Genomic DNA, 25,902 nt, shown 5'->3' with positions numbered 1-25,902 from the left:
AGCGGGTTCACCCCTGCGTACCGCTGTCGGGCGGCAGCCTTCCTGCCCTGTTCAGTGCGGCCTCGGCCTGCGCGGCAAGCGTGGTGACGAGGTCGGCCGCCGACGGCAGGTCGGTGACGAGGTCGACGGCCTCGCCAGCCCAGACCGGCAGGGGCGGGATCGCCCCTCGTGCCACGTCGTCCTGGTATTCCTGACGGGCGCGAGGGTCGCCGGCCAGTTCGGCCTCCCGGCCGCGCCACCGGTCGAGACAGGGGTGGCCGAGGGTACGGGCGGTGTACTTCGCCGTCGGCCAGCTTGCGCCGCGGGCGAGGTCCAGCACACTGCTGCGCTCGAGGTCCTGTCCGCGCCCCTCGACGACGGCCTTGTGGACGGAGGGGTCGGCCAAGGCCTCGGTCGTGGCCAGGAAGCGCGTCCCGATGAGGGCCCCCGCCGCACCCAGGGCCAGGGCCGCGGCGACACCCCGGCCGTCCGCGATCCCGCCGGCCGCCAGGACCGGTACGGGTGCCGCGAGGTCCACCACGAGCGGGACGAACGGCAGCGTGGACCGCCCCCGCCGGGCACCGTGGCCGCCGCTCTCGGTCCCCTGCGCCACGATGACGTCGGCGCCCACGTCCACTGCCCGCCGGGCCTCGTCCGGATCGGTGACCTGGACCATCAGGACCGCGTCCGACCGGCGGATCCGGTCGGCGAACGGGCCGGGGTCGCCGAACGACAACATCACGGCCGCGGGCCGGAATTCAAGAGCCCGCTCCACCGCCCCCGCATCCACCGCCCAGGCCAGGAAGCCGACGCCCCACGGCCGGTCGGTGCCCGCCGCGACGATCGGCAGCTCCCGCTCCAGCCAGTCCCGGTCCCCGAACGCGCCGCCCAGCAGCCCCAGTCCACCCGCCCGGGAGACCGCCGCGGCCGGCGCGCCTCCCGCCGAACCGCCCATCGGTGCCTGCACGATGGGGTGCCGCAGGCCCAGCAACTCCGTCAGCTCCGTCGACAGCGCCATGCGCACATCATCGTCCGCTCATCGGGGCGGCGGCCTCATCACGTCCCGATCCCGTGAGCGGCGCCGCCCGCGACGGCGCGGAGCTTGTCCGGGTTGGCCACATTGTGGATGGCGGTGACGCGGCCTTCGGCGTCGAAGTCGAAGGTGACCGTGGCGATCACGCGGTCCGGCCCGCTGAACAGCATGCCCGGTCCGCCGTTGATCTCGGTGAGCTCGGCCCTCATGTCGGCGGGCTCGACGCCCTGGTAGCTGACGGTGCCCATGGCCGCGAACCACGAGGCGACCGTCCGCGCGCCCACGACCGGTTTCATGGCCTGGCGGACCTTTCCGCCTCCGTCGGTCCACAACGTGACGTCCGGGGACAGCAGTTCCATCAGCGCGTTGACATCACCACCGGTCGCGGCGGCGAAGAACCGCTCGGTCACCGCGCGTTGCCGGGACCGGTCGGCGGTGAAGCGCGGCCGCCGGGCCCGCACATGTCCACGAGCACGGTGCGCGGCCTGCCGCACGGCCGTCTCGGAGCGCTCCAGCGCCTCCGCGATGTCGGCGTGGCTGAAGTCGAAGACCTCCTTCAGCACGAACACCGCGCGTTCGAGCGGGCTCAGGGTCTCCAGTACCACCAGCATCGCCATCGACACCGACTCGGCGTCCACGACGACTTCGGCGGTGTCGCGGCTGGTGAGGATGGGCTCCGGAAGCCACGGGCCGACATAGGTCTCCCGCTTGTGCCGTGTGGAGCGCAGCCTTTCCAGCGCCAGGTTCGACACGATCCGGGTCAGGTACGCCTTCGGGTCGGCCACTTGCGAGCGGTCGGCGGCCGACCACTTGATCCAGGCGTCCTGGACGGCGTCCTCGGCGTCGGCCGCGGTGCCGAGGAAGCGGTAGGCCACGGAGAACAGCAGGCTGCGATGGCGGTGGAACATCTGCTGATCGACGTCCGCGGGCACGTCGTTCACCGTACCTTCGGTATGCGGGTGAAACGTCCGCCACGGGGCCAGAACGCGCCCGAGGCCGGCATCTTCTTCATGCGGCCGAAGGTCGGCCAGGGCGAGGCGGTCACCGTCTCCTTGTACCAGGCGGCCGTACGACCGGTCAGGTGAACGCGTCGCGGGCTGTCGTCGGGCCGGGTGAACTGCACGACCGCGTCGTGCCGTCCCAGGCTCACCGGTGTGTGGTAGTAGCCGAAGCGGAACGGCCTCGGCTGCTTGCCTCGCAGGGCGCGGACGATCGAGACCGCGGCGTGCACCCCGGTCGGCATGCCGCCCTGGCAGGTGCCGTGCATGACGCCGTAGCCCTGGCGGACCGCGGCCGCGTCGCCCACCGCGTACACGCTCGGGTGCGACACCGAGCGCAGCGAGGCGTCGGTGACGACACGGCCGCGTTCGTCGACGGTCAGCCCGGCGGCGGCCGCAAGCGGCGACACGCGGGTACCACTGGCCCAGACGACCGCGTCGGCGGCGACGGACCCACCGCCCGTCAGCCCGACCTCGCCGGGCAGCACTTTCGCCACCTGGACCCCGCTGCGCACCTGGACGCCCAGCCGGTCGAGCGCGGCCCGCAGATACGCCCCGGCTTTCGGGCCGAGGGAGGCACCGGGCTCGGTCCGGCCCAGGAGGACGACCTTGAGCCCGGGGTGCCGCTCGGCGATCTCCGCGGCCGACTCGACGCCGGTCAGCCCGGTCCCGGCGACCACCACTGTGCCGTGGCCGAGCCGCGCCAGCCGGGCGGCCAGTGCCTCGGCGTCCAGCGAGCTGTTCAGGGTGTACGCGTGGTCCGCGACCCCCGGCACCGACGCCGTGTCGGCCACGCTGCCCAGCCCGTAGACGAGCGTGTCGTAGCGCAGGACCGTGGCGTCGTCGATCCGTACCGTCCGCGCGTCCGCGTCCACCGCCGTCACCCAGCCGCGCACGAACCTGGCACCCGTGCCGGCCAGCAGCTCGGGGACGCTCCGCTCGGCGACCGGCTGCCCGGTGGCCGTCATGTGCAGCCGCATGCGCTCGGTGAACCGCTCCTGCGCGTTGACCAGGGTCACCCGCACGTCCGCGTGCCGACCGGTCCTGGCCGCGAGCTGGACGGCCGCGGCCATGCCCGCGTACCCCGCTCCCAGGACCACAACACGGTGGACACCCGCGCTTCCGGCTTCCTGCTGTGCGCTCATCGCTTCGCCTGCCTCTCACTCGGCTTCCTCGGCCCGCTGCTGACGAGCACCAGATGGAGGCAGCCGTCCGCTCCGTGACACGAGGAGAATGTGACACGGGCCACAGTGCCTACCGTCGGCCTCCCGGCCGGGCCGGGCGCCCCGCGGCGTGGTGCAGGGAGCGCCACGCCACCACGGCCCAGGCCGCGACGAGCAGCACGTAGAAGCCGACGGCGCTCCACACGAACACCTCGGAGCCGGTGCGGACGGCGAGGGCGCCGGTACCGGTGACGCACGCGCCCAGGGGGAAGATGACGGACCACCAGGTGGGTGCGAAGGGCAGGCCCGCCCGGACCTCCCGTACGGTCAGCGCCGACGCGAGCACCAGCCACAGCATGGCGAAGCCCCAGACGCCGAGGCCGCCGAACAGCGCGAGGACGGCGGCTCCCCGCGCGTAGGGCGCCGGCAGTGCGCTCGGTGCCGCCGTCGCCAGCGCGCCCAGCGCCGTCACCGACTGTCCCAGCGCCCCCACGCCGATCCACACCGTGGGCACCACCGCTCCGGTCGGGGCCTCGTGGTGGACCAGGCGGCTGTACACCATGGCGAGCACCAGCAGTATCGCCACCAGGCTGAGCCCGACCATCGCGTAGCACGCCAGCAGGAGGGTCAGTCGCGCCTGGCCCGCGGGGGCGTGCGGGACGAGCACCGCCCCTGTCGCGGCCGACACCATCGGCGGCACGATGGGCATGAGCCAGCCCCCGAACGCGGCGTCCGGGGCGTAACGGTGCCGTGTGACCATCAGGTACGGCACGGTGCAGGCCGTCACGAGGCCGAGCGCGGTACCGGCCGACCACAGTACCCAGTCCACGTCCAGCGCCGCCCGCGGCCCGATGATCCGCCGGCCGAGCAGCAGCGTTCCCGCGCCCACGATCAGCAGGGCCATGGGCGGCGCGCCGAAGAACTGCGACAGCGCCGGGTCGGCGGCGTGGTGCCGCAGGGCCCGCTGCCGGACGTATCCGGCGGCGAGTACGACGAGCAGCAGGGCTGCCCCCAGCCAGACCGCCGTCGCGGCGTCCCGCAGCCCGGGGAAACCGCGCGGCAGGGTGGCCGCCGCGTTGGCGACGATCCCGGTGCCCATGACGGCGGCGAACCAGCCGGGGACGAGCGCCAGGGGCCCTCCTCCGGTCCTGGGCCGCCGGGCACGGGCGTGCACAGGGCGTCTCGGGCCGGCTCCGTCCGTGGTCGGAATGGCTCGGTCGCTGCTGGGATGGGGCGGCACGGCGCAGTACGCCTCTTTCCTCGTCGTGGGACACCGTCGGTGGTCGGCCGGCGGCGTGGGCCCATGCGGCAGCGGCCCGCGGGTCGGAGCCGAGTCGTCGGCCCGTCGGCTCGCCGGCCTTAGGAGGTTATGGCGGTGTCCCGTGCACGGTGCACAACAGCGTGTGCCACGACAGCCTCAGTTCAGGACACGGCGGGGTGCCCCACGGCGGGCCCTCACGGGCGCGGGCAGCGGTCTGCCTCCTCCGGCGGCGCCCCGGGCGATGTCCTGATGTGCCGCCGTTGTGGCACGTCCGGCTCTCCCTTCCCGCACCGCGCCGCCGTACGGTCGATTGCGCGACACGGCGGATGGGTTCGCCTCAACGACGAGCAGCGGAACCGAGGACCTCGGACGCCATGGGGAACGGCCGAGGAGACCGGCCGCGTCCACCATCGAACGCTCCGAGTGAGGAAAGAAGGCGACCACCCAATGGTGTCGCAGTCACACGCCGGGGAGCCGGCGCTCCGCGGGCTGGAATTCGGGCTCAACGAATGGCTCGTGGACGAGCAGTACAAGCGCTACCTGGAGGACCCGGCCTCGGTCGACCGGACGTGGCGGGACTTCTTCTCCGTTCCGGCCGCCGCGATCGGCCGGCAGGAGCGCCATGCGGCGACGACCACCGTGCCGGACAGCGCGGGCGACGCGGCGCTCAAGGCGGTCCGTGTCGCGGCGCTGATCGACGCGTACCGGGTGCGCGGTCACCTGGTGGCCGACACCGACCCGCTCTCGGCCGAGCCCACGGACGTCCATCCGGAGCTGGACATCGCGGCGTTCGGGCTCGGGCACGAGGACCTGGAGAGGGAGTTCGTCGTCGACGGCTTCGCCGGCCGGGACTCGATGACTCTTCGTCAAGTGCTGGACGTCCTGCGGGAGTCGTACTGCCGCTCCGTCGGCGCCGAGTACATGCACATCGAGGCCGCGGAGGAGCGCCGCTGGATCCAGCGGCGGGCCGAGTCGCCGCAGCCGGTGCCGGACCGCGCCGAACAGCTGCAGATCCTCTACCGGTTGGGGGCCGCGGAGGCCTTCGAGACGTTCCTGCAGACCAAGTACGTGGGCCAGAAGCGGTACTCGCTGGAGGGCGGCGAGTCGGCGATCGTGCTCCTCGACGCCCTGCTGCACCGCTCCATCGAGCACGGCGTGGGGGAAGCCGTCATCGGCATGGCGCACCGGGGCCGGCTCAACGTCCTCGCCAACATCGTCGGCAAGTCCTACGGGGAGATCTTCCACGAGTTCGAGGACGCGGTGGACATCCGGTCGGTCCAGGGCTCCGGCGACGTGAAGTACCACCTCGGCGCGGAGGGCACCTACCGCGCCCTGGACGGCGGCGCGATCGCCGTGTCCGTCGTGGCCAACCCCTCGCACCTGGAGATCGTGGCGCCGGTCGCGCAGGGCGTCGTGCGCGCCCGGCAGGAGCTGGCCGCGCACGCCGGCGAAGGCCTGTCCGTGCTGCCGGTCGTCGTCCACGGCGACGCGGCGTTCGCCGGGCAGGGCGTGGTCTCCGAGACGCTCAACATGTCGCAGCTGCCCGGGTACCGCACCGGCGGGACCGTTCACGTCGTCATCAACAACCAGGTCGGCTTCACGACCTCGCCCGCCGGCGGCCGCTCCGGCACCTATGCCACCGATGTCGCCAGGTCGGTCGAGGCCCCGGTCCTGCACGTGAACGGCGACGACCCCGAGGCCGTCGTCCGGGTCGCGCGCCTGGCCTTCGACTACCGCCGGACCTTCCACAAGGACGTCGTCGTCGACCTGGTCTGCTATCGGCGCAACGGGCACAGCGAGGTCGACGACCCCTCCATCACGCTGCCGGGGATGTACGACCGCATCGACGCCAGGCCCTCGGTGCGCAGGCTCTACGCCGAGGCGCTGCTCCGTCGCGGGGACGTCGGGGAACGGCAGGTGGAGGGCGCGCTGGGGGACTACCGGGCGCGCCTGGAGCAGGCGTTCACCGAGACCCACGCGGCGGCGCCGCCCGCCGGCCCCACGGCTGTCGCGGAGGCGACCGCCCCGCGGCCGGACACGGCCATCACGGAGGCCGCGGCCCGGCGGGTCATCGCGTCCCAGACCGGCCTGCCGGAGGGCTTCACCGTGCACCCGCGCGTCCTGCCGCAGCTCCGGCGGCGCGCCGCGACGCTGGACGCGGGAACGGTCGACTGGGCCACGGCGGAGACCCTCGCCCTCGGCTCCCTGCTGCTGGACGGGATTCCGGTACGGCTCTCCGGACAGGATTCCCGGCGCGGGACCTTCGGCCAGCGCCACGCCGTGCTCACCGACCGGCGCACCGGCGCGGAGCACACGCCGTTGAACTCGCTCGGCGCGCCGGCGTCCTTCACGCCCTACGACTCCATGCTGTCCGAACTGGCGGCGCTGGCCTTCGAGTACGGCTACTCGGTGGCCCGGCCCGAAACCCTGGTGCTGTGGGAGGCCCAGTTCGGCGACTTCGCCAACGGCGCCCAGACGGTCGTCGACGAGTACATCGCGTCGTCGGAGGAGAAGTGGGGGCAGCGCTCCGGAGTGACGCTGCTGCTGCCGCACGGCCTGGAGGGGCAGGGGCCGGACCACTCCTCGGCCAGGATCGAGCGTTTCCTGCAGCTGTGCGCACGGGGGAACATGACCGTCGCCATGCCCTCGCTGCCGGGCAACTACTTCCATCTGCTGCGGCAGCAGGCGCTCGATGGGCACAAGAGGCCGCTGGTGGTCTTCACCCCCAAGTCGATGCTGCGGCTGAAGGCGGCCACCTCCGCGCTGTCGGAGTTCACGACGGGCGCGTTCCGCGCGGTCGTACCGGACGGAACGGCGGAACCCGCAGGGATCAGCCGCGTGCTGGTGTGCTCGGGCAAGGTCTTCTACGACCTGGACGCCCACCGGCAGGACGCCGGCCTGTCGGACACCGCCATCGTCCGCCTGGAGCGGCTCTACCCGTTCCCGGAGGAGGAGCTCGGGGCCGAACTCGGGCGCTTCCCGGCCGGTGCGGAGGTGCGGTGGGTGCAGGAGGAACCGGAGAACCAGGGGGCGTGGTCGTTCGTGGCACCGCGCCTGGAGCGCATGACAGGTCGTCAGGTCAGCTGTGTCAGCAGGCCTGAGGCACCGGCCCCCGCCGTGGGCTCCGCGCGACGCCACGCCGCCGAGCAGAAGACCCTGATCGAAGCGGCCTTCGCCTGACCGGCCCCCTGTCACGGGCACCCCTCGGACCGCTGTCCGAGGGGTGCCCGTCCGCCGTGCCGGGTGACCGGCGCCCATAGGTGGCGGACACCCGCACGCGAGACGACGGCCTGAGCGAACAGCCTCCGGCCGCGCCCGGATTGGGTGACAAGCCATCAGGCCCGATGCGTCATTGGGTCGAAGGCCCCGGCCCCCGCCGTGAGGCCCGCCCGACGCCACGCCGCCGAGCAGAAGGCCCTGATCGAAGCAGCCTTCGCCTGACCGACCCCCTTGCCACGGGCACGCCCGGCCGCGTCCGGGGGTGCCGGCCGCCGCCGCTGTTGGCGCCGACCAGTCCGAGCTGGCGCCGCAAACGCCACGGGCCGACCGCGAACGCCGGGCCCGCCCCAACCAACGTGCCGGGCGGCCGGCGCACACGGCATCAGGGGGCGCCATACGGGCGAACGGCCGCCCGGCCGAACAGAGATGGTGGACGCCCGCGCGCGACACGACGGCCTGGGCGAACAGCCGCCGGCCTCGCCGATAGTGGGTGATGGACCGTCAGACTCGCCGAGTCAGCAGGCCGGAGGCACCGGCATTGCATTGGGCTCCGCCCGGCGCCATGCCGCGAGCAGCGAGCCCCGGTCGAATCGGCCCTCGCCTGACCGTCCCCCTCCCACGGGCACCCCGGACCCCCGACCGGGGGGTGCCCGTCCGCCGTGCCGGGCGACCGGCGTACACGGCATCAGGGGCGGCCTCCACGAGACCGCCCCTGATACGGGCGTACGACCGCCCCGCCGGTCAGAGGTGGTGGACGGCCGCGCGCGAGACGACGGCCTGGGCGAACAGCCGCCGGTAGAAGGGGCCCAGACCGTCGGGGACCGCGAGGGACCGGAAGGCCTCCCCGATGGACAGCAGCCTGCGGTGGGCCGTCCCGCAGCACGGATTCCACGGGGCGAGTCGCACCTCCGCCCGCCACATCGACCGGATCAGCACCAGCCCCTGCCGCGGACCCCGGACGCAGACGCTCCGGCCGAACCCGAGCAGCCTGCTCTCCATCACCGTGGCGCAGGCCTCCTCACGGACCTTCCGGCGCACCGTGTGGCGGCACTCCTCGTGCGGTGCGGCGCAGCCGCTGGGCAGGCGCCACTGCTGCCCGTCCTCACTGACCAGCAGGACCCGGTCGCCGACGACGCACACCACTTCGGCGCCGTACGGCGTGCCCGGCGGGGGTTCGGGGGGCGGGCAGTACGCGACGTCCCATTTCTCGCAGTCGACGGGGGTGGTGAAGTCGGCGCCGTTGTCGGGGATGTGGTCCATGATTCCCTTCCAGCAGTCAGGTGGGCGGTGCGGGGCCGCTCAGGCCACGCGTTGCCGGGTCTCCTGAGGCACCGCCGCCCCCTCGGCCGCCGTGCGGCGGATACCGAGGAGGCCCAGTACCGCGCCGAAGGCCGTCAGGCAGGCGGCGACGGCGAAACTGAGGGCGTAGCCGCGCACCGTGGCGGTCGCCGGGTCGAGGCCCGCGTGCCGCAGGGCGGCGGCGTGGCTGGTGCCCACCGAGACCAGGGCGGCCAGGCCGAGGGCGCTGCCGATCTGCATGGACGCGTTGTTCATGCTGGTGGCGATGCCCGCGTCCTCACCCGTGGCACCGTCCACCCCGGCGACGGTGGACCCGACCAGGACCAGGCCGCCACCAAGGGGTACGAGGACCATTCCCGGCAGTACGTCGGACAGGTAGGTGCCGTGCGCGCTCAGTCCGGCGAGGAGGAGGTACCCGGCCGTGGAGATCGCGAGTCCTCCCCCGTTGAGGACCCGCAGCCCGTAACGGCGGAGCAGGCGCGGTGCGAGCACCGTCGCGCTGAACAGGATGACCAACCCGAAGGGGACGAAGGCGAATCCGGTCGCCAGCGGGGAGAAGCGCAGCGTGTGCTGCACGTACAGGCTCAGCGAGAAGAAGAACGTGGCGAAGCCGACGTAGTAGCAGATGCGGACCACGTTGGCGATGCTCCGGTTGCGCGAGCGCAGGAACGCCAGGGGTACCAGCGGCGCGGCTGCCCGGGCCTCGACCAGGACGAACCCGGTCAGGAGGAGCACGCCGACCCCCACGGCACCGAGGACGGCAGGCGAGAGCCAGGCGTGGCCAGCCTTCTCCAGCAGGCCAAACACCACGAGGAGCAGCCCGAGGGTGACCAGCAACGCGCCGGCGACGTCGGGCCGGCCGCGCCGCGCCGCGGCCCGGCTCTCGGAGACGAGCCGGGGCGTGACGAGGTACGCGAAGGCGGCGACGGGAAGGTTGATGAAGAAGATCCACCGCCACGAGGCGATGTCGGTCAGGATGCCCGACAGCACGACACCCAGCGCCACGCCGACTCCGGCCAGGCCGCTCCAGATGGCCATGGCCCGTGCCCGTTCCTGCCGCTCGCTGAACATCAGCGTCACCAGGGACAGGGCCGCCGGGCTCACGAGCGCCGCACCGATGCCCTGCACGAAGCGGGCGGCGATCAGCACACCCGCCTGCTGGGCCAGTCCGGCGGCCGCCGACGAGAGCGCGAAGACGGCCAGGCCGACGAGGAACAGCCGCCTGCGGCCGAGCAGATCGCCCAGGCGGCCACCGAGCATCAGCAGTCCGCCGTAGGTGACGGTGTAGCCGTTGACGACCCAGGCCAGGCCGCTGGTCGTGAGGCCGAGCTCCCGCTGGATCGGCGGGAGCGCGACGTTGACCACGGTCACGTCGAGCAGCAGCATCACCTGCACCAGGCAGATGACGGCGAGCGCGCGCCACCTGCGCGGATCGGGTTCGGGAGTCGGACTGCTCGCCATCATCGTCGATCGCCTTCTGCTCGGCCGGGGCTCGGTCCCGGTCCTCGGGTGTGCTTCCTCCTTTCTTCAACCCCGCGGGGATCGCGAGCGCTGGCCGCAGATCAGGACAGCAGGGGGGCACATCCGGCTCGCCGGCCCGCGCCGTCGTGAAGTGCCGTCGTGATGTGCCGTCGTACGGGCATGCGTCAGTGGCCCCGGTCACGCGTCGCGGCGTGCGAGGCGGCGTGTGCGGCAGTGTGTGCCCGGCCTCAGCCGGTCACGGGGCCCGGGCCCTCGCCGGTCGTCCGGAAGCGGGCGCGGTACGCGCCGGGCGTCACCCCAAGGTGCCGGGCGAACGCTCTGCGGAGCGACTCGGGCGAGCCGAAGCCCGTGCGGCGCGCGACGACCGCCATGGAGTCGTCGCTGCGTTCCAGCAGCCCCTGGGCGGCTTCCAGCCTGATCTGTTCCACGTAGCGGGCCGGGGTGGTTCCCACCTCTTCGTAGAAGAGCCGGGTCACGTGGCGGACGCTGACTCCCGCCCTGCGGGCCATGGCGGCCAGCGTGTGGTTGCCCCCGGGTTCCTGGGCGACCGCGTCCAGGACTCGGCGGAGCGTGTCCTGTTGGGTGTGCGGGGCCTGGCACCGGGCGCTGAACTGGGACTGGCCGCCCGGTCGCTGCATGAAGACGACCATGTCCTTGGCGGTCGCCCGGGCGACGTCCGCGCCGTGGTACTCCTCGACGACGGCCAGGGCCAGGTCGATCCCGGCCGTGACACCCGCCGAGGTCATCACGTGCCCGTCCCGGACGAAGATGGCGTCGGGGACGACCTCCACGGACGGGAAACGCAGGGCCAGTTGCTGCGAGTAGCGCCAGTGGGTCGCGGCGCGGCGGCCGTCGAGGAGGCCGGCCGCGGCGAGCAGGAACGCCCCCGTGCACACCGACGCCGTGCACCGGCTGTTCTCGTTCAGGCGCCGGACGACGTCCAGGAAACCGTCGTCCTTGACCAGCTTCTCCCACTCGGGACCGCCCGGCACCACCAGGACATCGCTGGGCTCCCCCCGCAGGTCGTCGACCGACAGGTCGGCGCCGACGCGGGTCCCGGAGGCGGTGACCACGTCCGCCCCGTCCTCGGAGACCATCCGCACCTTGTAGCGCCCGCCGAACTCGTTCGCGGTCGTGAAGACCTCGACGGGGCCGGTCACATCGAGCAGCCGCACGCCCGGGAAGACGAACACGGTCACGGTGAGCGGGTCCGCTCCAGGGCGCTTGTGGTTCATCCGATGCCTCCGGGCCGTGCGCGGTGTGGACACCGGGTCCGGCAAGCCCGTGCACACCGGGAAAGTGCTGTGGGACCCGCCCGCGGGCCGCCGGTCCGGGCCGCGCGTGCCGGCTCCCTGTCGGGTGCCGGCCGCGCCGGCGGGAGGCCGTGCCGCGGACGTCACCGGTCCCGGAGCACCGGTCGGCGAGAGCTCCGGGGCAGATCAGGAAGCGGATCACGGTCGGTGCCGGACCGCCGTTTCCCGGTTTTCCCACCGCGAGTCTACGCCTGCGCGCGCCGCCCCGACCCGGGGCCCGGCCGTCCCTGCCGATCCGGTGGACACGTTCCGTTCAGATGGTGAGTACGGTGCGCCACCCGCGCGGCACCCTCCGGCGCGGCGCCGGGTGCCCGGCAGGCACACGGTCACGGTGCGCCCGGCGCGACAGCGCGTCACCCAGGGCCGGTCCGGGGACGATGCGTGTCCCCGGGCCGGCCGCGGGCGGTCAGGCGCCGAAGATCTGGAGCGCCGAGCACTGGCCGGCCGGCCAGCCGGTGTTCGCGGTGAAGTTCAGCCGCACATGGCGCGCGGTGACCGTGGCGGGCAGGGTGAGGGTCACGGCGTTGCCCGTCGCCGGGTCGAAGGTGCAGTTGGCCGACGGCAGCAGGGTGGTGAAGGCGCCGCCGTCGGTGCTGCCCAGCACCGACAGGGTCTGGGTGCGCGTGCCCCAGGCGGTGGAGGGCGGCAGGTGCAGGACCAGCCGGCGGATCGCGGTGGCGGCCTGGAGGTCCACTTGGAGCCATTGCGGGAAGGCGTTGTTCGCGCTCTCCCAGTAGGTGGTGAGGTCGCCGTCGGTGGCGTTGCCCGATCCGTACACCTGGGTGTGGCTGCTCTCCGACGTGGGCTTGCGCAACGCCAGGTCGGTGGTGCCGGAGCCGGTGTCGGTGGTGACGGAGACCTGGTTCGAGGGCTGGGAGACGTTGCCGGCCGCGTCGGCCGCCAGCACGTCGAAGGTGTAGGCGGTGGACGGGCTCAGGCCGGTGACGGTGAAGGAGGTCCCGGTGGCGGTGCCGACCTGGGTCCGCGTGGATCCGCTGACCCGGGTGATCCGGTAGCCGGTGACGCCGACGTTGTCGCCGGCGGCACTCCAGGCCAGCGCGACGGTGGTGTCGCTGTGTCCGGTGACCCGCAGCGCCCCCGGCGCCGAGGGCGGGGTCGTGTCGCCGCCGGCCACCGGCGGGGTGGGCCGGACGGGGGTCAGGGCGATCTGGCCTTTGAGCATCCGGCCGCCGTCGCCGGTCAGCCGGAGGTAGTAGTCGGAGGAGCAGAAGGTGCCGTCCTCGTCAAGGGCGAGGAATCCGGAGCCGGTGGGCACCGAGGCCTGGGTCTCGGCGGTCTTGGCGATCTGGTTGCCCTCGTTGTACTCGTCGAACATCGAGATGTAGATGCCCTGCACGCCGGCCCGGCACATGTTGTAGAACTGCCGCCACATGAAGTCGCCGTGCGCCCGCTGCCGTCCCGAGACGTCGCCGGGCAGCACGCACGGCTGGTAGTCGATGCCGTGCGCGAGGCAGTCCGCCTCGTCGCCGAGGGTGTAAGTGGTGTAGGCGTTGTCGGACTCGGCGGCGTTGCCGATGGCACCGACCATCCACGGCGAGATCATGTGGAAGGCGTGGTAGACGTCCGAGTAGCCGGTCCTGGTGCCCGCGCCGCCCGTCCGCCACTCGCGCGGTACTCCGCCGATGACGTAACAGCCCTGCGCCTTGAACCAGTTGATCACGTCGAGGCAGGCGGCCGGCGGGAACGGGTGGTTGTCGTCGTTGAAGCCGAAGCCCCAGACGCACACCACCGGCTTGCCGTTCTGGCGGGCGTAGGCCGGTGAGGCCGTGTGCGCCGCCATCTTGGCGGTCCAGTCCGTCTTGATCTCGGACTGCATGTTCCACCAGTTGGAGACGTCGTACATGACGTAGAACTTCACGCCGTGCGACTCGGCGGCGCCGCGGACCCTGGCCGCCATCTGGTCGCGGGTGGCGCCCTCGCCGCCGTTGGGGTTGAAGCGCTGGAGCGCCGCGGTGTCGATGGCGTTCTGCTGCATCCAGGAGAAGTGCAGGTCCACGGTCTGCTGGTCGTACGAGGAGAACAGCGTGGCCGGCTGACCGTTGCCCAGGTTCCCGAACGCGGTCGGGTAGGTGTGGGTGTACTCGCGCATGTCGGGCCAGCACGTGATGGCCTTGTTGGTCGTGGACGGCGGCCGGCCCCAGTCCTGGCTCCAGTGCCACCAGCCGTTGATCGGGGCGCTGTCGCCGCCGCAGGCGAACCAGCCCTGGTAGCCGACCGTGATCTTGCCGACCACGTCGCCCGGCGGACTGCCGGCCGCCCCGGCCGGCGGGGCCAGTGCCGTCTGCGCGGCCCCGGTCCCGCCCGCGGCGGTGGCCGCGATCGCGGCCTGCAGGAAGACCCTGCGCGTGACACCCATCTGGACTCCTCCGATCGGCTGTCAACTCCCGTTGCCCGACAGGGCCGTGAGACCGCACGCGGACGGGAGGCCTGGCGCCGGGGAGCGTAACGACGCGATGAGGCATCCGCAATACATGGCTCAGCGAGCGAAATAATCGGCTGGAAACACGCAAGAACGTCACGCCGCCGCTCCGGGAGCCACAGGAGGTCAGCCCCTCACGTGAGTGGACGACAACGGCAGAGCCGACCGCGTTGCCGTCAGGTCGACGGGTCGAGAAGCGGGATCCGCTCGTACGGCGCGTCCATGTGCGTGAGTTCGGCCGTCTCCGCCGCCTGATGCCCGCGCAGCAACCGCGCGATCACCCGCACGCCGCGCGGCAGGTCGTCCCGGATCAGGAGGTCCAACTGGTCGGAGTGCCGCACATGGCCACCGTCCGCGCCCTGCACGGAGGTACTGCCGGTCACTTCGGCCCATCCCAGGCCGGACGTGTGCAGTTCGGCGGAGAGTTCCCCGGCGATCGCCTGCGCGAACCGCACCGGACGGCCGGCGGCGGGCAGGATCAGGGACAACCGCCACGAGCGGCTGCCGGCGAGAGGGCTCGTTCCGCACCACGCCGCGACAACCGTGCCCCGCTCGGTCCCCGCCAAGGTCTCCACGGCCCATGCCGCTTCGGCCACCGCGACGGGCTCGGCCAGCGCGCGGAGCAGGACGGGGTGGCCGAAACCCGCCCGGGACAAGGCCGTCGCAAGGGCGCCGACATGCCGGTGTCCTTCCGGCCCCGTGCAGCGCCCGAGGGCGTCCAGCACCGCGGGGGTGCGCACGGCCGGGTCCGTGCGTACCGCGTCCAGCAGTTCCGTCGCCCGCGCGAGCAGCCCGGACCATGCGGCGAAGGGGAACTCGTCCGACGCGGGCTCCCGCAGGGAGTACAGCATCGCCCCGTCGCGGTCGTGCTGCGTCACCGTCCGGCAGCCGTCGGGCCCGTCGGCCCACTCGATCCGCGTGCCGCGCAGGTCCCGCAGGTCGAACCAGTCCCGTGTCTCCTCCCGCACACCCGCCCTGGAGGCCGCGTCGCTGTCCTCCGCGGGCTGCGCCGCGCTGAAAGCCGCGTCCACCAGCGGCGTGATGGTGTCAAGATCCTCGCCCCCGGACAGGAAGGCGAAGCGCAGCAGCAGTGCGAGCATCGGGCCCGGGTACCGCGACGCCGGGTCGCGCAGAGCCACCGCGCGGCACAGCAGGTCGAGTTCGGACCAGGGCATGACGTGCGGGTGGAAGTGCGCGGTGTCGTCCCAGCCCACGGTCCTGGCCTCCGCGGAATCCGGGGCAAGGACCGCCAGGTCGACGTATTCGATCCCGGGCTCGAACTCGAGCCTGAGTCCGAGACCCCGATCCAGCGGGAACTCCGCCCGCAGGATCTCGTCCTCCTCCGGCTCCTCGTCCTCCCGGGCCTCCGCGTAGGCCTCCGTCGCCTGGCTGTCGAAGAGGTACAGCGGCCAGAAGCCGGGCTCCGCCGAACGCGCAGTCAGATCGTTGTCTCGGGACACGCGGACACGCTATCGCCCTGGTCCGACACACCCTTCTCCCCACCCCCGGGCTGCGACGACGCGGTGACGGTCCCCACCCGCGTCAGCACCGGACGGCGTCGCCAGGCCCCGCGCACGCGGAAGCAGCCGGGTGCTCACGGGGCCGGCGAGGTTCAAGGCGAAGGTGGTGACCGGCGCATTCTCCCAGACCGGCGACACGTGGCTTCCGGCACGGCGCGACCTCACCCTAGAGTCCCCGCATGGACTGGCTGGCCCCCGTGAACACGCTGCTCGGCGCGGCGATCGGTGTCGGCGCCACGCTCATCGCCGACCGGCTCCGCTGGCGGCGCGACCGCGCGGCGGTCCACCAGGACACGCGCCGGCAGGCGTACGCGGCCTTCATGGGCGGGTTGGCGGAGGCGTACGCGCAACTGTGGGAGATCGCACACGCCGCACGGTCGGCGGACGAGGCCCGGGCGGCGGCCCACCAGGTGTTCGCGTCCAGCACGTTGTACCCGCTGCGCTACGAACTCGCGCTCATCGCCCCCTGGGACGTGATGGACCCGGTCAATCAGGCCTTCTGGAAGGTCCGTTCCCTCCGTGACCTCGTGGGAGGAGGCGCCGGGACGGAGGACCCGCAGTTCGGCCGGCACGTCCGCGACTACCTCGCGGCGGCCGAGGAGGCGCAGGAAGCCATGCGCCGGGACCTCGGCACCTCCTGGCCCCGGCGCGATCCGGGCCCGGACGCCTCCGGACACGACGCCTGAAGGGCCGGCTGCCGGTTCGTGTCAGTGCCCCAAGGTGTCCTTGGTCTTCTCCTTCGCGCTGCGCATCCTGCCTCGTGCCTCCAGGGCCGCGCCCTTCGACGCGAGGGTGTTCTTGTGCATCGCGTGCGCCCCCTTCCGCACGATCCTTCCGACGACCTGCTCGGCCTGGGCCTTGACTTTCTCTCCCGTGCTCATCCCGGCACCTCCGCGGACTCTCACTGGGCCGCTGCCCGTGAGGCGGGCGGCAAAACCCGCCACCGGCCGACGGCCCCGCACGCCGCGGTGCGACACTCCGCGGGCCAGGCGGTCCTGAAGGGTCGGCCGGCAGACGGAGACCCGTTGAGACTCGTCCCGTTGGCGACTGCCGCGACAGTCGTCACGCTGCTTGCCTCCTGCACCACGCAGGCACAGGTGCCACACCGTTCCGCAGTGTCGCGCAGCCACTCCCCGGCCCCGGCGAGCGCCCCCAGGTGTGCTGCCGACGCGTACACGTGGTCAAAGATCACGTACCGGGGGTCCTGGCAGGTGTGTCGGAGGCGCAGGATGCCGAACGCGCGTCCACGTCCGCGCCGGTCCACCTCGTTCCGCCCTCCCCCGCCCGCCCCGACCGGCCCGCCGGCGCCTTCGGACCCGTCGAAGTGCTGCCCGCCGTGGCCTGCATCGGAGTCTTCCGCTCGACGGTGGTCGATCCGGGACTCGACCCGGTGCTGCACCGCTCCGTGCTCACCGTCGCCTGGTTCCAGCCGCTGTCGGTCGTCCCCGCCGGCGAGGACGCCGATCCGGCGCTGCGCGAGGTCCGCTGGGAGGAACTGGCGCGGGACTACGAGCTCTGACTCCCCCCTCCGGCGGGAACCGCCGGGAACCGCCGGGAACCGCCGGACCCTGGTGCACGTCGAAGGGCCATGCGAAGAAGGTACTTGGTGCAGGTCGCGGCCGTGCTGCCGCTCATAACCGTGGCGGGCTGCGGACAGTTGGGCGCGGCCGAGCGGCCCTGCACCGCGATGGGTGCGCTGTCCGGAGTCTCAGTCCTGCTCGACACGAACCCCGCCCTGCGGTACCGGCTCTGCGCGGGCGCGTCCTGCGTCACCGGCAAGCCAGGGGACAGCGACCTCATGGTGCGGCTTCCCGACTCCGTGGGCGCCAGAAGCGTGACGGTACGGCTCACCGGAAGCCCCGGCGGTGCGTCCGCCGGCTCGACGCCCACCGTGGACGAGCGCACCGAGGTCACGTTGAAGAGGTACCAGCCGAACGGGCCGCAGTGCCCGCCCACCGTGTATCACGTGGGCCTTCGGTACGAGCCGGGACAAGGACTGGTCCCGGTCGGATAGACGGCCGGCACCGCCCGCCGCGGCGTGGACGCGCGCGGCGGGCGGAACCGTCCCGTGTCGTACGGCGGTTCAGGACTCGAGGGCGGCCTGCGGTGCGGGGGCCGGCGCGGCGTCCGCCCCGGCGGAGGCGCTGCGGGCGGCCGGGATGGCGACGGCGATGAGGGCGGAGACGAGGGCGATGCCGCAGCCGGTCACCAGACCGGTGCGGAAGCCGTTCTCGGAGGTGAAGGTGAAGCCGCCGGCGGTCGTCGTCAGCTGGGAGAGGACCACGCCGATCACGGCGGCGCCCACCGAGGTGCCCAGCGAGCGCATCAGGGCGTTGAAGCCGTTGGCGGCCGCGGTCTCGGTGATCGGGACCGAGCTCATGATCAGGGCGGGCATCGATCCGTAGGCCAGGCCCACGCCGCTGTTGATGACCATGATGGCGAGCATGAGCCCCCACGCGGTGCCCGTCAGCACCAGGGACAGCCCGTAGCCGGCGGCGAGTACCAACGCGCCGCTGATCAGCGTGAACTTGGGACCGCGGGCATTGGTCAGCTTCCCGCCGAGCGGCGAGACGATCATCATCATGATGCCGCCGGGCAGCAGCCAAAGACCGGCCGCGAGCATCGACTGGCCGAGACCGTAGCCGGTCGCCTTGGGGAACTGCAGCAGCTGCGGGATGACCAGCATGCCGGCGTACATGCCGAAGCCGACGAAGACCGAGGCGACGTTGGTCAGCAGCACGCGCGGGCGGGCCGTGGTCCGCAGATCGACCAGCGGGTCGCGGGTGCGCAGCTCCCACCAGCCCCATCCGAGCAGCACGACGACGGCGGCGGCGAGCAGGCCGAGGGTGGTGGCCGAGCCCCAGCCCCAGTCGGCGCCCTTGGAGACCGACAGCAGCAGGCAGACCAGGCCCACGCCGAGGCCGATGGCACCGGGGAGGTCGAAGCGCTGTCCCTTGGCGCCCGCGGGGACGTCGGGGATGAAGAAGAAGATCAGTACCGCGACGACGGCGGCCAGCCCTGCGGAGCCCCAGAAAAGCACGCGCCAGTCGGCGTACTGGGCGATCGCGGCGGCGATCGGCAGGCCGAGGCCACCGCCGATGCCCATGGAGGCGCTGACCAGGGCGATGGACGAGCTGAGCTTCTCCGCGGGGACGACGTCCCGGAGCAGGGCGATGCCCAGCGGCACCATGCCCATGCCCATGCCTTGCAGTCCGCGCCCGACGATCATCGGGACGACGGAGGAGGAGAGCGCGCACACCACCGAGCCCGCCACCAGCGGCACCGAGCACACCAGCAGCATGCGCCGCTTGCCGACCAGGTCGCCGAGGCGCCCGAAAACCGGGACGCACACGGCCGCCACGAGCAGAGTGGCCGTGATCACCCAGGCGGCGTTCGAGCCCGAGGTGTGCAGGATCTGCGGCAGCTCGGCAAGGAGTGGGGTGACCAGGGTCTGCATGATCGCGGCCGTGATACCGGCCAGTGCCAGCGTGGCGACCACGCCGCCCGCGCGGGCTGTGGGTTGTGGGGCATTCATGACGGCACTCCTCGCACGACGTTCGAACCCTCTCGGCATGCATCGTACATAGGAAGTGCATCGCGCACATGATGTGGCTGGTGCATGCGCTGTGAGATGATGGATGCGGGCCCCGAACCAGCACACCGGCGGCCCGGCGAACGGCAGGAGGCTGAAGCACATGGGCAGGCCCACCCACGAGGTCGAGTACGAGCAGATGCTGCTCAGCCGGCACGAACTCCTGCGCCACAGGGACAGCTCCCTGGAGCGCAGCGCCTACATCCTGCTCAGCCGCATCCGCGTCCAGGGGCCCATGTCGATCGGCGAGCTGAGCGACGCCTTCGCGCTCGACGCGTCCACCCTCAACCGGCAGACGGCCGCCGCGATGCGCGCGGGCCTCGTGGAGCGCATCCCCGACCCCGAGGGCGGGATGGCCCGGAAGTTCCGCATCACCGACAAGGGCGCCCGGATGCTGGACGAGGAGCGCGACAGCATCATCGGCGGTCTGGGCAAGGTCATGGCCGACTGGCCGGACGAGGACATCGCCGCCTTCGCCTCCTACCTGAGGCGCTTCAACAGTGACATCGAGCGCCTCGACGGACGGCCCTGGCCGCGCCCGTGAGCGGGGCCGCGGCACCGCGGACCTGAGCACCTGAGGACCTGAGGCCCACCGGAGGATCCCTGCGGACCCCGCACGGCGACGATTGCCAATCGGAGGACCCTCCGTTACGTTGGGGAAGGCAAACCGGAGCCCCCTCCGGTTCAGGGTGCGCGCCCTCGGGCGTCCGGCACCCCCGTTGACGACCCCCGCAGGAGTGCCGACATGGCCACACCCCAAGTGCCGCTCGCCGACCTTCCGTTCGACGCCGCCTCCACCGCCGAGGAGGTCGTCAAGGGCATCGACCTGACCGACAGGACCGCCGTCGTCACCGGCGGCCACTCCGGCATCGGGCTGGAGACCACGCGCGTCCTCTCCCTGGCCGGCGCCGAGGTCGTCGTACCGGTCCGCTCGCCCGAAAGGGCCGCCGCGGCACTGCGGGGAATCCCCCGGGTGCGGATCGAGCCGCTGGATCTCGTCGACCCCGCCTCCGTCGACGCCTTCGCCGAGGCCTTCCTCCGGCTCGGACGGCCGTTGCACATCCTGGTCAACAGCGCCGGGATCATGGGCGTACCGCTGTCGCGCGACGCCCGCGGCCACGAACTGCACTTCGCCACCAACCACTTGGGCCACTACCGGCTCACCGCCCGGCTCTGGCCCGCCCTGGTCCGGGCGGAGGGTGCACGCGTGGTCGCCCTGTCGGCGGCGGCCCACCGCTACTCCCCCGTCGACTTCGCCGACCCGCACTTCGAACGCCGCGTGTACCACCCGATGCTGGGCTACGGCCAGTCCAAGACCGCCAACATCCTCTTCGCCCGGCGGCTCGACGAGCTCGGCGCGGACGCGGGTGTACGCGCCTTCTCCGTCCACCCGGGTTCGATCCTGGGCACCAACCTCAGCGGCTACGCCACGCCCGAGGCCCTGCGCGGGATGGGCCTCGTCGACGACGAAGGCAACCCGGTCATCGACCCGTACACCGGCAAGAAGAACGTCCATCAGGGGGCTTCGACCACGGTCTGGTGCGCCGTCAGCCCGCGGCTGGACGGCATGGGCGGGGTCTACTGCCTCGACAACAACATCGCGTCCGTCACCGCGCCCGCCGACCACGACCCGGGGCAGCACGGCACCCGTCCCGTACCGCCCTCCGGCGTCTCCCCGCACGCCGTCGACCCCGAGGCCGCGGTCCGCCTGTGGCACCTCAGCCGCGACCTGACCGGGGCCGACCTGGCCCGCTGACCGAGCCGGGCCGCGGGCCCGGACGCGGCGTACGCGCCTGTGCGAAAATGACGCGGAGGAACCTCCGGTCGCCGTCCCCGGTCCCGGCCGGAAGGGCTCCGCCGAGCGACCGCACAGAACGGACCTCCCCCGCCGTGACCCCGAGACAGACCCGCTCCGACGCCGTCGCGAACCGGGACCGCATTCTCGCCGTCGCACGGGAGGCGTTCGCCGACGCGCGGGACACCTCCCTCACGGCGATCGCCCGGCAGGCCGGAGTCGGCATCGGCACGCTCTACCGGCACTTCCCGACCCGCGAGGCGCTTGTCATCGAGCTGTACCGCCGCGACATCCAGCAGGTCATCGACCGGGCACCCGCCCTGCTCGCGACCCGCCCCCCGCTGGAGGCGCTGCGCGCCTGGTTCGAGGAGGTCGCCCACTACGGCCGGCTGAAGTACGGGATCGCCGAAGTCGTCCACGCCGTGACCGACGGCGGCCTCGACGATCCCTTCTACGACCCCTTCGTCCACGCCATCGGCATGCTGCTCGACGCCGGTGCGGCCGAGGGACGCCTCAAGGCGGGTCTCGACCCGGAGGACGTGCTGTTCCAGCTCAGTGTGCTGTGGAAGATCAACCCGGCCAAGTACACCGATGCACGCGCGTCACGCCTCCTCGACCTCATCATCGACGGCCTGCGCGTCCCGGCGGCCGGCAGCAACCACTGACGGCCCGTCAGCCGGACCGGGGCGTCAGCCGGATGACCGGCAGCTCGCGATCGGTCCTGCTCGCGTAGCGGGCGTACTGCGCCTGCGCGGCGACGATCCGCCGCCACGCCGCCTCGCGTTCCTCGCCATGGAGTTGTTCGGCGGTCACCTCGGTCGTGCGGCCGCCCGACTCGATGGTGGCCTCGTCGGGACGGGCGGCCAGGTTGAGGTACCACGCGGGGTGACGCGCCGCGCCGTTGGCGGACGCCACGATCAGCCAGGTGTCGTCCTCCCCGGGGAACCAGGCGACCGGCGACTTGCGGGGCTCACCGCTCTTGCGGCCGACGGTGGTCAGCACGAGGGCGTCGACTCTCCCCAGTCTGCCGCCGCCGTTGCGGACGATGGTGCGCATCGTGAACTTGTTCACCATGCGCACCATCGCGCCGGGCCTGCGAGCGCCGTAGGTGCCGGTGGCGGTGGGCTTGAAGCTCATGGGATCTCGCATCTCCTGGTGGGCACAACGCTGTTGCGATCGGACAGTGGGACGAGTGCGGGGGCGATCGGGCCGCCCGGAATTGCCCGGGCCGTTCAGCCTTTGGTGCTGCCGGCGTGCCGGGCGATGTGGGCGACGCTCACGTCCCAGATGCGCCGTTGCAGGTCGGTGTCGTAGGAGGAGTCCGGGGAGGGGGTGTCTGTTTCCAGAAAGAAGTAGCGGCCCGTCGTCCCGGCGAGTTCCCGTGCGGTGGCCGCCTTCAGGGTGGCGGCGGCGCCCTGCTCGGGCGTGAGGAGACTGCGGCGGGTCAGCGGCAGCAGAGGTTTGAGGACCGGGGGCGCGATGTCGTCGATGATGCCGGTGTCGACCAGGCCGGGGTGGACCGCGTTGACCGTGACACCGGTGTCGCGCAGCTGTTCCGCGAGGTGGTAGCCGCTCATCAACGTGAGCATCTTGGCCCGGGCATAGGCTTCGAGCGGCTTCCAGCCCGCCGCCGGATTGAGCTGCCGCAGGTCGTCCAGGTCCGGGTCGATGCGCGGGGCCCGGGGCCGGCCGCCGAGCCTGACCATCCGGGTGTCCTCCAGGGCCATCGACACGACGTTGACCACCCGGGACGGGGCGCCGGCCCGCAGCGGTCCGAGCAGCAGATGCGTCAGCGTGAAGGCGGCGAGGTAGTCGATGGCGATGTGCATCTCGATCCCGTCGGCGTTGACCGTCCGCCGCCGGAAGTGGGAGCCGGCGTTGTTGACCAGCAGATGCAGGGACCCGTACCGGGTCGTGAACTCCTCGGCCAGGCGCTGCAGATCGTCCCGGGAGACGAGGTCCGCGGTCAGCACCTCGACACGGTCAGCACCTCGACACGGTCGGCACCGACGTCCGCGGCGACGCGCCTGCGCAGCTGTTCACCCCGCTCACGGTCGCGTACGACAGCGAGCACGGTGCTGCCCAGCCGGGCGAGCCGGGTGGTGATGACCTGGCCCATCCCACCGGCGGCACCGGTGACCAGGCTGACCTTGCCGGTCAGATCGACAGGGGAAGACGGGGGGATCATGCGGCGTTCCTCGAAGTCCGTTGCGGGGGGCTGCGTTTGAGTGCCGACGGAGGGCCGGTCCGCCGGACGGCGACATCCGGCGGCACCGTATGAGACATGTTGTCTCGCACATCTCACACGGTACTACGGCAGTCCGTCTACGAGTCAAGCTGTCTCATACTTTGCGCTCATAGAATGGGTGCGTGAGCAACCCGACGGACCCCCGCGCCGCACGCAGCAGAGCCGCGATCCTGGTCGCGGCCCGCTCGCTGCTGCTGGACGAGGGCCCCGCCGCGATCACCCACCAACGCGTGGCCCAGAAGGCCGGCGTGGGACGCGCCACCGTGTACCGGCACTGGTCGCAGCCCGGGCATCTGCTCCACGACGCCATGACCGGCATCGACATGCCGTTCTTCCACGACCCGCGGACACCGGTCCGCCCGTGGCTCCGGACCCACCTCCAACGGCTCGCCGACGCACTGACCACGCCCCAGATCTCCGGCGTCCTGCTCACCTTGATGCAGGGCGCGCTGCGCGATCCCGGTATCGCCGCACAGCGCGACGCGTGCCACGAGGACATCAACCAGAAGCTCCGGAACGCGCTGGCGTTGGCCGTGGCCGACCACGAGGTCGAGTTGTCCGCCGACCCGCACGACCTCTCGTCCATGCTCGTCGGCCCCGTCCTCTATCACACCGCCATGCGGGGCAGCACCGTCCCGCCGCATCTGATCGAGCAGCTCATCGACGGCCTGGGCACATGGCGCGAGGCCCCTGCCGCGCCCGGCGGGCCGGGACCGGCGTAGGTCGGCTCACCCCGCGGAACGCGCGCCCGGAGTCGGAGAAGAATGCGGCGGCCGCGGCCTGGGGGGCGATCGCCATCATCTCGGCGGGTATCTCAAGGACTTGTCCGGCGTGCCAGGCAGCGGTGCGCTCGTCGATGCAGCCCGTCATGGTCTCCGCGTACCGGTGGAGACGGGCAGGGTGGAAGGCCGGCTGGGATCAGCCGTCGCTGCCGACGGTGCGCGCTGTACGGACAGGTGGGGAGCCCGTTGCCCGCTACTTCCCGCGCACGATCGTAGACGGGACCGCCTCTGTCGAAGGCGCGGTCACTGGTGAGGACGTGACGGGTCAGTTCCGCGTCGCAGAGCACGACGACGGTGAGCGGCCCCAACCGGATGCGGACCAGATCCCCGTGGTCGGGCAGGGAGGTCAGGAACGCCGGCGGATCCCGCAGCAACCGCACCAGGTGACCGGCCAGAGGAAGCGCGTGGGGAGCTGCGGGGATCGCACGCAGGTCCTTCACTTCTGCTCCGAGGCCGAGGTGTTGGTGGGCAGCGCGTGCCACCACCAGCCGATGCAAGGGATGTCCGGGGGTGCGCCGATCGCGCTGGGAATGTCCGCGACGGGGCTCGTCGCCACACGTACGGCGCCGGGGTGGCGGCCGTCGGGATCGGTGTAGCGGCCTGCCCGTATGCCCCATTCGTAATTGCCGCGGATGAGGCAGGTCAGGTTGGACAGATAGCGGCGCAGCGGCTCGGAAGCGGTCTGCTGGACGATGTCACGAACCTCGACGAAGCGGGCCAGGACACGGTCGCGCAAAGCGACGGCCTGCCTCTGGGCGTCCTGTTGGGTGCACCCGGGCCGGGCCTCGTAGAGGCCGACCAGATTCAGGACAGGCCCGGTCTCGGCAGGCTGCCGGGCGGCGAACCACAGTTCCTTGCCATAGGAGAACAGGTCGTCGTCCATGCGTGCCGTCCCGCCGGTTTCTGGAGAGCACATCGGCCCGAGAGGCTTCGCGGAGCCGCCTCATCTGTCCACGGCGACTTCCGGCAGACGCACCAACCGCCGGGTCAGTAGCGGAGGCGGGCCTCGGACCCGTCGATACTCAGCAGGCAGTTCCGGAAGACCCGCAACGGAGGCTGCCGGCCGTCGACCGGAGCCAGCCTGAGCTCCAAGTCCTGCAACGGCCTGAGGACAGCGACGGTTCGAGACCCGTCCGGGTCCGGGCCCTCAAGGGCCGCCCATGCCTCGAACAACGCCCCCACGCTCTCCCAACCGGGCCCCGGGGTGAAGCGCGCCAGGAAGAAGGGCTGATCGCAACCATGCTCACTGAGCTCGCCGATCAGGACCTCCTCCCGCAGGAGCCACCACTGCGCCATCAGGTGTCCCATCCTCCGCTGCCCAGTCGAGATCGCTTCCTCGCAGCACACGATCCTCTGGCCGAGCGCTTCATTCCGCAACGATCGGTTGGTCCCAGATCCACCCCTGCTCAGGGAACCGACCCAACAGTGCGGTCAACGATTCCGCTTGCAGGATTCCATCGGCCCAGGACCCGGCCGAGACGTCCACGAGCAGCAACGGCGGAGGCTGCCGCCGGAAGTCGTACACGAGCAACTCACGGCTCCCGTCGCCGCCGATGATCACAGCGCCCGGGAGGCGGGTCGCCAACTCGGCCGCCTCGTTGATTCCGGGCAGTTCGTCCACTGGGTTCAAGATGATGCAGTCACCAGTGGACGACCATCGGCCAGTCTCAACTGGCTCTTCAGCGACGAAGCCCCTGTAGTCCTGGGGAAAGTGGATGCCGAGCTTCTGCTCCACTCCCCCGATCGCCTCCAGCGACGAAGCCATGGCTGTCTACTCC

General features: G+C 72.1%; 25 protein-coding genes. 8 read left to right on the top strand and 17 right to left on the bottom strand.

The window, feature by feature from the left end:
* Nucleotides 1-7 precede the first annotated feature (7 nt).
* From ABZ883_RS12415 to ABZ883_RS12400, 4 genes are all read right to left on the bottom strand, one after another.
* Entirely contained in the window at nucleotides 8-997 is a 990-nt protein-coding gene (locus ABZ883_RS12415) for a nitronate monooxygenase (RefSeq protein ID WP_360905547.1), read from the bottom strand.
* A 38-nt stretch (nucleotides 998-1,035) separates the two neighbouring features.
* Nucleotides 1,036-1,920 (bottom strand): RNA polymerase sigma-70 factor, encoded by an 885-nt coding sequence (locus tag ABZ883_RS12410; protein WP_360905618.1) that lies wholly within the window; start codon nucleotides 1,918-1,920, stop codon nucleotides 1,036-1,038.
* A gap of 29 nt (nucleotides 1,921-1,949) precedes the next feature.
* Entirely contained in the window at nucleotides 1,950-3,155 is a 1,206-nt protein-coding gene (locus tag ABZ883_RS12405; RefSeq protein ID WP_360905546.1) for an FAD-dependent oxidoreductase, read from the bottom strand.
* Between the two features lie 109 nt (nucleotides 3,156-3,264).
* Nucleotides 3,265-4,347, bottom strand: coding sequence for a TDT family transporter (locus ABZ883_RS12400; protein ID WP_360905545.1), 1,083 nt, complete (start codon nucleotides 4,345-4,347; stop codon nucleotides 3,265-3,267).
* A gap of 534 nt (nucleotides 4,348-4,881) precedes the next feature.
* On the opposite strand from ABZ883_RS12400, the gene ABZ883_RS12395 reads away from it, so the two are divergent.
* Complete coding sequence (locus tag ABZ883_RS12395) at nucleotides 4,882-7,614, top strand: multifunctional oxoglutarate decarboxylase/oxoglutarate dehydrogenase thiamine pyrophosphate-binding subunit/dihydrolipoyllysine-residue succinyltransferase subunit (RefSeq protein WP_360905544.1); 2,733 nt, start codon at nucleotides 4,882-4,884, stop codon at nucleotides 7,612-7,614.
* Nucleotides 7,615-8,394: 780 nt separating this feature from the next.
* Here the strand turns inward: ABZ883_RS12395 and ABZ883_RS12390 are convergent.
* From ABZ883_RS12390 to ABZ883_RS12370, 5 genes are all read right to left on the bottom strand, one after another.
* Nucleotides 8,395-8,913: a hypothetical protein gene (locus ABZ883_RS12390; protein WP_360905543.1), complete on the bottom strand. Its 519-nt coding sequence runs from the start codon at nucleotides 8,911-8,913 to the stop codon at nucleotides 8,395-8,397.
* Nucleotides 8,914-8,952: 39 nt separating this feature from the next.
* Entirely contained in the window at nucleotides 8,953-10,416 is a 1,464-nt protein-coding gene (locus tag ABZ883_RS12385; RefSeq protein WP_360905542.1) for an MFS transporter, read from the bottom strand.
* Between the two features lie 245 nt (nucleotides 10,417-10,661).
* Nucleotides 10,662-11,669, bottom strand: a complete 1,008-nt coding sequence (locus ABZ883_RS12380; protein WP_360905541.1) for a GlxA family transcriptional regulator — start codon at nucleotides 11,667-11,669, stop codon at nucleotides 10,662-10,664.
* 484 nt (nucleotides 11,670-12,153) lie between these two features.
* Complete coding sequence (locus ABZ883_RS12375; protein ID WP_360905540.1) at nucleotides 12,154-14,124, bottom strand: discoidin domain-containing protein; 1,971 nt, start codon at nucleotides 14,122-14,124, stop codon at nucleotides 12,154-12,156.
* A gap of 239 nt (nucleotides 14,125-14,363) precedes the next feature.
* On the bottom strand, nucleotides 14,364-15,647 hold the full coding sequence (locus ABZ883_RS12370) for a hypothetical protein (RefSeq protein ID WP_360905539.1): 1,284 nt from the start codon (nucleotides 15,645-15,647) through the stop codon (nucleotides 14,364-14,366).
* 239 nt (nucleotides 15,648-15,886) lie between these two features.
* On the opposite strand from ABZ883_RS12370, the gene ABZ883_RS12365 reads away from it, so the two are divergent.
* Nucleotides 15,887-16,393 (top strand): hypothetical protein, encoded by a 507-nt coding sequence (locus ABZ883_RS12365; protein ID WP_360905538.1) that lies wholly within the window; start codon nucleotides 15,887-15,889, stop codon nucleotides 16,391-16,393.
* Nucleotides 16,394-16,414: 21 nt separating this feature from the next.
* Here ABZ883_RS12365 and ABZ883_RS12360 read toward each other — a convergent pair whose 3' ends face one another.
* Nucleotides 16,415-16,588 (bottom strand): hypothetical protein, encoded by a 174-nt coding sequence (locus ABZ883_RS12360; protein WP_360905537.1) that lies wholly within the window; start codon nucleotides 16,586-16,588, stop codon nucleotides 16,415-16,417.
* A gap of 296 nt (nucleotides 16,589-16,884) precedes the next feature.
* Here ABZ883_RS12360 and ABZ883_RS12355 point away from each other — a divergent pair, with 296 nt between their 5' ends.
* Nucleotides 16,885-17,226: a hypothetical protein gene (locus ABZ883_RS12355; protein ID WP_360905536.1), complete on the top strand. Its 342-nt coding sequence runs from the start codon at nucleotides 16,885-16,887 to the stop codon at nucleotides 17,224-17,226.
* 87 nt (nucleotides 17,227-17,313) lie between these two features.
* Entirely contained in the window at nucleotides 17,314-17,721 is a 408-nt protein-coding gene (locus tag ABZ883_RS12350) for a hypothetical protein (protein ID WP_360905535.1), read from the top strand.
* A 69-nt stretch (nucleotides 17,722-17,790) separates the two neighbouring features.
* On the opposite strand, the gene ABZ883_RS12345 is transcribed toward ABZ883_RS12350, so the two are convergent.
* A complete protein-coding gene (locus ABZ883_RS12345; protein WP_360905534.1) occupies nucleotides 17,791-19,242 on the bottom strand; it encodes an MFS transporter in 1,452 nt (483 codons plus the stop codon).
* A 160-nt stretch (nucleotides 19,243-19,402) separates the two neighbouring features.
* On the opposite strand from ABZ883_RS12345, the gene ABZ883_RS12340 reads away from it, so the two are divergent.
* The 3 genes from ABZ883_RS12340 (at nucleotide 19,403) to ABZ883_RS12330 (ending at nucleotide 21,759) form a co-directional block, all read left to right on the top strand.
* Nucleotides 19,403-19,843, top strand: a complete 441-nt coding sequence (locus tag ABZ883_RS12340; RefSeq protein ID WP_360905533.1) for a MarR family winged helix-turn-helix transcriptional regulator — start codon at nucleotides 19,403-19,405, stop codon at nucleotides 19,841-19,843.
* 201 nt (nucleotides 19,844-20,044) lie between these two features.
* A complete protein-coding gene (locus ABZ883_RS12335; RefSeq protein ID WP_360905532.1) occupies nucleotides 20,045-21,055 on the top strand; it encodes an SDR family NAD(P)-dependent oxidoreductase in 1,011 nt (336 codons plus the stop codon).
* Nucleotides 21,056-21,189: 134 nt separating this feature from the next.
* Complete coding sequence (locus tag ABZ883_RS12330; RefSeq protein WP_360905531.1) at nucleotides 21,190-21,759, top strand: TetR/AcrR family transcriptional regulator; 570 nt, start codon at nucleotides 21,190-21,192, stop codon at nucleotides 21,757-21,759.
* Between the two features lie 7 nt (nucleotides 21,760-21,766).
* Here ABZ883_RS12330 and ABZ883_RS12325 read toward each other — a convergent pair whose 3' ends face one another.
* The 3 genes from ABZ883_RS12325 to ABZ883_RS12315 all read right to left on the bottom strand — a co-directional run bounded on the left by ABZ883_RS12325 (nucleotide 21,767) and on the right by ABZ883_RS12315 (nucleotide 23,282).
* Nucleotides 21,767-22,231 carry a nitroreductase/quinone reductase family protein gene (locus tag ABZ883_RS12325; protein WP_360905530.1) on the bottom strand — a complete coding sequence of 155 codons (465 nt, stop codon included), beginning with the start codon at nucleotides 22,229-22,231 and terminating at the stop codon, nucleotides 21,767-21,769.
* A gap of 95 nt (nucleotides 22,232-22,326) precedes the next feature.
* Nucleotides 22,327-23,067: an SDR family NAD(P)-dependent oxidoreductase gene (locus ABZ883_RS12320; RefSeq protein WP_360905529.1), complete on the bottom strand. Its 741-nt coding sequence runs from the start codon at nucleotides 23,065-23,067 to the stop codon at nucleotides 22,327-22,329.
* Complete coding sequence (locus ABZ883_RS12315) at nucleotides 23,061-23,282, bottom strand: SDR family NAD(P)-dependent oxidoreductase (protein WP_360905528.1); 222 nt, start codon at nucleotides 23,280-23,282, stop codon at nucleotides 23,061-23,063. The genes ABZ883_RS12320 and ABZ883_RS12315 overlap by 7 nt, the downstream gene beginning before the upstream one ends.
* Before the next feature lie 182 nt (nucleotides 23,283-23,464).
* Between ABZ883_RS12315 and ABZ883_RS12310 the strand changes: the two genes are divergently transcribed.
* Complete coding sequence (locus tag ABZ883_RS12310) at nucleotides 23,465-24,064, top strand: TetR/AcrR family transcriptional regulator (RefSeq protein ID WP_360905527.1); 600 nt, start codon at nucleotides 23,465-23,467, stop codon at nucleotides 24,062-24,064.
* 496 nt (nucleotides 24,065-24,560) lie between these two features.
* On the opposite strand, the gene ABZ883_RS12305 is transcribed toward ABZ883_RS12310, so the two are convergent.
* The 3 genes from ABZ883_RS12305 to ABZ883_RS12295 form a co-directional block, all read right to left on the bottom strand.
* Nucleotides 24,561-25,007 carry a hypothetical protein gene (locus tag ABZ883_RS12305; protein ID WP_360905526.1) on the bottom strand — a complete coding sequence of 149 codons (447 nt, stop codon included), beginning with the start codon at nucleotides 25,005-25,007 and terminating at the stop codon, nucleotides 24,561-24,563.
* 104 nt (nucleotides 25,008-25,111) lie between these two features.
* Nucleotides 25,112-25,420, bottom strand: coding sequence for a hypothetical protein (locus ABZ883_RS12300; protein WP_360905525.1), 309 nt, complete (start codon nucleotides 25,418-25,420; stop codon nucleotides 25,112-25,114).
* Nucleotides 25,421-25,490: 70 nt separating this feature from the next.
* Nucleotides 25,491-25,889, bottom strand: a complete 399-nt coding sequence (locus ABZ883_RS12295; RefSeq protein WP_360905524.1) for a hypothetical protein — start codon at nucleotides 25,887-25,889, stop codon at nucleotides 25,491-25,493.
* Between the last annotated feature and the right edge of the window lie 13 nt (nucleotides 25,890-25,902).

The sequence above is a fragment of the Streptomyces sp. NPDC046977 genome (assembly GCF_040644455.1).
Classification (GTDB): Bacteria; Actinomycetota; Actinomycetes; order Streptomycetales; family Streptomycetaceae; genus Actinacidiphila.
The sequence above is the reverse complement of the archived record's forward strand: the minus strand, read 5'-3'. Positions and strand labels throughout refer to the sequence as shown.